At 44.4% G+C, this 5,419-nt stretch carries 7 protein-coding genes; 4 read left to right on the plus strand and 3 right to left on the minus strand.

Translation table 11 applies throughout. The features are described 5' to 3' along the window. Positions 1–212: hypothetical protein (locus IM479_RS17945; protein WP_287686719.1), on the plus strand; the 212-nt coding region annotated here is incomplete at its 5' end. A gap of 71 nt (positions 213–283) precedes the next feature. Here the strand turns inward: IM479_RS17945 and IM479_RS17950 are convergent. Beyond that, positions 284–679, minus strand: a complete 396-nt coding sequence (locus IM479_RS17950) for a hypothetical protein (RefSeq protein WP_287686721.1) — start codon at positions 677–679, stop codon at positions 284–286. A 282-nt stretch (positions 680–961) separates the two neighbouring features. Next, complete coding sequence (locus tag IM479_RS17955; protein WP_286826468.1) at positions 962–1,276, minus strand: hypothetical protein; 315 nt, start codon at positions 1,274–1,276, stop codon at positions 962–964. Between the two features lie 265 nt (positions 1,277–1,541). On the opposite strand from IM479_RS17955, the gene IM479_RS17960 reads away from it, so the two are divergent. The 3 genes from IM479_RS17960 (at position 1,542) to IM479_RS17970 (ending at position 4,042) form a co-directional block, all read left to right on the plus strand. Next, a complete protein-coding gene (locus IM479_RS17960) occupies positions 1,542–2,045 on the plus strand; it encodes a hypothetical protein (protein WP_287077332.1) in 504 nt (167 codons plus the stop codon). Positions 2,046–2,180: 135 nt separating this feature from the next. Beyond that, positions 2,181–3,395 (plus strand): hypothetical protein, encoded by a 1,215-nt coding sequence (locus tag IM479_RS17965; protein WP_353737580.1) that lies wholly within the window; start codon positions 2,181–2,183, stop codon positions 3,393–3,395. Positions 3,396–3,442: 47 nt separating this feature from the next. Further along, on the plus strand, positions 3,443–4,042 hold the full coding sequence (locus tag IM479_RS17970) for a hypothetical protein (protein ID WP_287699523.1): 600 nt from the start codon (positions 3,443–3,445) through the stop codon (positions 4,040–4,042). Between the two features lie 21 nt (positions 4,043–4,063). Here the strand turns inward: IM479_RS17970 and IM479_RS17975 are convergent, their stop codons facing one another. Continuing rightward, positions 4,064–5,266 carry a tetratricopeptide repeat-containing S1 family peptidase gene (locus tag IM479_RS17975; RefSeq protein WP_287686726.1) on the minus strand — a complete coding sequence of 401 codons (1,203 nt, stop codon included), beginning with the start codon at positions 5,264–5,266 and terminating at the stop codon, positions 4,064–4,066. Positions 5,267–5,419 lie beyond the last annotated feature (153 nt).

Here is a 5,419-nt window from a genome sequence, read left to right on the forward strand (position 1 = left end):
CTCAAAATGGACGGGTCGAAAGTGTCAGACTTAAGCAATTAAGCGTTTTTCGCTATCTGCGTCAACCCCGTTCAGCGACCACCCTAAAAAAGTGGCGTGGTGAGGAATCGCCGTCCGTTTTACGGCGGCGAGGATGTCAACGCCAAAATACTCTAGGCAGTAGCCTAAATAACCAACCTCAAAAAAACTCTCTGCTACACTTGATTCAGTAGATGCACCCTGATGAAAAAGGAGAGTCAAAGAAAGCTCTCCTTTTTTTGTTGAGAAAGCAATCCGGGGGGATTTAGCGGCGGTTAGCAGGTAGTTTCGCCTTGCGCGCCATGTCTTTGAAACCATTCAAACTTGGACCAGGGCGACGGCGAGACAGACTAGGAGTAATCAAGTATTTTGTCGCAAATTCCACTTCTTGCGGCTCTGCTTTACCGTTAGTAGGGGCTACGGGTGCTGGTGCGCTCACAGGAGCGGCAGGAGTTTCTTTTACTTGCTTTTCTTTCTTAACAGAAGTTTTTTTGGCTTTTTTCTCGGCTACGGGGGCGGCAGCAGACTCCACAGCAGGGGCAGGCGCTTCCACAACAGGCGCGGCTGCTGCCGTGGTTGCTGTCGCTTTTTGTTCACCATCGGTTTCTTTTAGTTCTAGGTAAAAGTCAGATTTTTTGCCACCAAAGAGATTTTTTAACATCGGGGATCACTCCGAGAGTTGGGAAAATGTAAAAGACTAGGTATTTTAAAATTTATCATTGACCGGGATCAGGCAGCAAACAAGATTATTATCTTGACAATTTCCCTCTTTCATCTATTTTTCTCTGGATAATCCCTACCAGAAAAAGTTTTTAAAAACAAGTTAAATTTACAAAAATTTACAAAAATTAAGGACGAGAAACCCCGACGCAAACAATGGCAAAAACTGCTAGAGACGTTGCTGACAACGTCTCTAGATTATTTATTGGGGATTTGGTCGGATTTAGCCAGCTGCGGGTAAACGGCTGCCGCTAACTCCGGGGACAGAACCGCGACGAATGTTGGTTTCCGCTTCGATGGGAACGAATTCAATATGATTGAGGAGGGTAGTAACGAAAGCAAAGAGTAAAAAAGGCAAAGAGAGGACGACGACTAACCCTACGGTAGCGAGGGCGAAAATTTGTCTAGTGCTACTCCAAAGAGCTAGAGTGGAAGCGAGAGTAAGAAAAATAACGATTAACCAAACGATTATTTGTCCGTAAATATCTCCGAAGGTGAGGGTGCAAACCATGCGATAGTTACGAAAATCCTTATCCATAACAGTAAACCCCTAGATAGTTAGTTATTGTTTTAGGGTAAGTCTAGAATCGTCAGCTTGGTCAATATTTAAAGGTTTTTTTGACACTTGTTGATAAATCTTTACAATTCTGCCCCGAGCGGGTAGCCAAATCTAGAGGTAAGAGCGGTATTGTTTGGTTGCCCTCAGAATTGATAAGAATTGCTAAGAATTACCAAAAAACTGGCCAGAATTTTGGCGAAGGCTCTTTACAATTAAGTTAGAAAGGCAAGGAGGAGCAAGCCTAATGAAAACTTTTGTTGAGCGTTATTGGTCTTGGTTTAATTGGACAACCCTAGCCATGGTTGTTCTCGGTTTCTGGTTAAGTGCCAGTTTCGTCATCGATTTAATCATTCTCCCCAGCTTATCCGTAGCTGGCATGATGACACAAAATGGCTTTGCCAGCGCTGGTTACTTGCTATTTGGCATTTTTAACCATCTGGAATTAGTGTGTGCGGCGATTGTGCTGTGTAGCTTTGTTGTCTTCCACCGCTATCATACCTTAATCCATCTCCCCGAACATCGATCGCTCCTATTCGCCGGTGTTCTCTTAGTAATCACCCTAATTTACACCTATTTTCTCACTCCCAATCTGAGCGCCATGGGTTTACTGTCCCCCGTTACCACATCGGGAATGTCCGGAGAAATGATGTCCTTGCAGATTGGTTACTGGTTTCTAGAAGTGGTTAAAGGTTTGATAGCTTTTACCCTGTTGCGCTGGTGTTGGCGAGATGCCTTTAAGTTGGCTTAGTTTTTGATTACAAGCGGGGTTCAACCCGCTTTTTTTAGTTTTAGCAATATAACGAACAAGTTTAATAACTTGCTATCTAAGGATAAATCAGTTACAATTCTTGCCAATTAACTTCGTCTGTGAGGAAAGCTGGAAGTGTTGTCAAAAAAAGCCAAAAGAAACAACCAGATGAGACAGATATTTTCTGGAGGAATTTTCATGGCATCCTGTTTGGGGACAGCCATACTTTGCGATGGGGTGAAGGCCATTCCTTCTCCCTTAGACATTGACGCTGCTTCTATTCGGGTATCCCAGGAAAAAATTATCATTAATTCCCCCGTGGAATTAGAGAGGAGAGAAAGAGTTCTGACAACCAATTCCTTCTCGACAACAGAGGGATTAGCCGATAGGAATCTGCCCTCACCCTTAGAAAATAAACTAGAGAAATCTTCCCTCGATACTTTAGCAACAGAAAAGACCAGGACAATTTCAACCCTAGAAGAATGGAAGGGGAATCTAGGGACAATGCAAGCGAGTCAGCTTTTACCAGCAGGAGATAATAACTCGCCAGAAGTCGAAAAATGGCAAGCACAGGCATCTACCCCCGTTGATACCAATGTTTCCCCCGAATTGCAGCGTTTACGTCAAGATTTTCTGATTGAGGAACCGAAAACCCTTTCTGTGAAACTGGCGGAATTTGTGGTTGCCCCTAGTGCCAGTATTTCTACTCCCATCGGTTTTGGAGCGAATTTTGGGCAGATTTTCGGTGGTTTCGGTTTCCAGTCGAGAACCCGTTTTACCAATCAAGCAGATGGTGGGTTAGCTCTAGGGGTCGGTTTAGGAGAACCCCAGAAAATTGTCGGTTTAGATGTAACTATGGCGATTTTGAGCCTTTTTGGTGATAATGCCGGACGGGGTAGTTTTAGCTTTAAAATTCACCGTTCTCTGCCAGAAGGTTTTGCTGTGGCCCTAGGATTTGAAAACGCCATTCGCTGGGGTGAGACAGATGCCGGTAGCAGTATCTACGGGGTGGTGAGCAAATTTTTTCAGTTCACAGAAACAACGGAAGAACCCTTTAGTCAATTGACGCTCTCTTTGGGTGTTGGTGGTGGTCGTTTTCGCTCGGAAGGAGCCATCGAAGATGGGGTAAATTCACTGGGTGTCTTTGCTAGTGCGGGTTTACGAATTGTTGAACCGGTCTCGGCCATTGTCGAATGGTCGGGTCAAGATTTAAACGCAGGTATTTCTCTGATTCCTTTCCCGAAAGTCCCCTTGACGATTAACCTTGCCGGTGCTGATTTAACGGGCAATGCCGGGGACGGCGCTCGCTTCGTCATGAGTATCGGCTACAATTACTTTTTCCCCCGTTAGTCAGTTTTTATCCTATTAATTTAGCTTTTTGAATGGAGATTAAGACCATGTTGATGAAATGGTTAACTAATTGGCAAGTTTCCCTAGTGGCGGCGGTTTTGCTGACCAATTCCCTAGTCTCTCCCGGTATGGCGCAAACCGGCAACCAATCCGATGCCACCGGACCAATTCTTTCCACCAGTGATTTTGCTGGTCAAACTTTCCCCATCCCCTTCGTCAGGACGGAATTTCAGGGGGGAGAACCGGCTCAAATCGCTGTTAATCAGGCGGCGGCTTCTCTGAATATTCAGTTAGCTGATAATAATTTAACCTCCCCCACGGGTACGCCGATTCCCCCAGCCGTTCAGGAATCGATACTGAGCATCTTAACAGGAGATGCTCAGGCGGGTAATAATATCAATGCTGTCATTGCCGCTCTTTACGCAGTCCCCGGCGCACCGCCATTAAATGTTATTGAAGACTTATTAGCCCTCTTAGAGAGACTGACCAAAGATAAGAAGGTAGTTCCAGCTAAATTGCTGGCGGCGGTGCAGGCCTATAATGTGATGATTTTAGCCAGTAACGAAGAGTTTCTCGGAAATCCTCCCGCAGAACTACGAGCAATTCAAGCATCCTTAGCTAAATTGGTGGGACTCACTATTAGCTAACCCGCATTTTCCCTGCTGACTTTACCATAGTCTCCTTGGATTAGAGGGCTGTGGTGAAGGCTCGACGGTGGGCGCGGTGGTTGGTTGTGGGGGAGTTACAGGAGGGGTATTTCTTACCCCTAAAGATTCTTGGAGCTTGTCTCGCAGTTTTTTGGCAGTATCGGAGTTAGGATTAATTTTGAGAGCTTGTTCGTAGGCAGCGAGCGCCTCTTGGGGGCGTTTCCAGTAGGTCAAGACCAGACCTTTACCGTACCAAGCTTGATAGAGTTGAGCATCGAGTTGCAAGGCTTTTTCGTAGGCGGCATAGGCGAGGGCTAATTGTCCTAACCGCCACATTTTATTACCTTGATTAAGCCAGTTTAGGGGATTAGTGTCGTTATTATTGGGAACTTCAAAAGCCTTGTACAATTGATCACCAATTTCTTGCAAAGATAAAGTATTAGGGGGCGAACTCTCGACATTTATCTGCCCTTGAATGCCAGACTGGGGTGCTAATTTCAAAAAAGTAGTGATGGGAATAGCGAGACTAAAGCCAATTGCTACTCGCACCTCTTTAATTTTTTCCCCCTCATTTTGCCCGTGAATTCCGATTACTCTCCCCTCTGTATCTAATACCGGTCCGCCACTCATACCCCCATAGGTGACGCTAGTATAAATTAGCTCATAACCAAAGGAAGGCGGAAAGATTTTAAACAAAGGGCTAATGGCTTTGGGCAACACTTTACCAACATTAAAAAATCTTTCTCTCTTACCAACAAATTTCGGGTCGGGCCATCCCGAAGCAAAAATAAATTGTTCGTCAGCTAATTCATAATTAGCTAAGGTAGCTAGGCGATAATCCCGATCGCTAGTGAATTGAAAGACCACTAGGTCTACTTCTGGCAACTTTCTAATACTATTAGGGTTAAGAGAATATTTTTTGCCATCATGAGTTACTACCTGTAACTCGTAATAATAGTTCTTACAATTAACTTCATAATCTTTACACAAAACATGGCTGGCAGTAAGAACCGTATAGTTATTTCCTTCTCTAGCGATAATTACTCCTGAACCATTTTGACGAACTATCCCTTCCGCTCCGTCATCTTCTGAAGGAATTAAAACAGTAATTTCCCGGGCAATACCATTTACTTGCTCTGGCTTTAATGCTATAGCTATTCGAGATTGGCTTAAGAGAGTTAAGGCACTGATTAATGCCAGCGCAAGTCCATAAAATTTATTCATGATCCTGACCTAATATAGGGTTTGCTGAATAAAGCTAAAAACCTTACAGGAAAAGGCTTTTAGCTAGATTGAGAGTCGCTCAGGTGCCCCTGAATCTGCTAAAATTACTCAAAACCCTTGCATCTTCTCTCCTTAGTACCAATGTATCGCAAG

It is taken from the genome of Microcystis sp. M165S2, from assembly GCF_020245885.1.
Lineage (GTDB): Bacteria > Cyanobacteriota > Cyanobacteriia > Cyanobacteriales > Microcystaceae > Microcystis.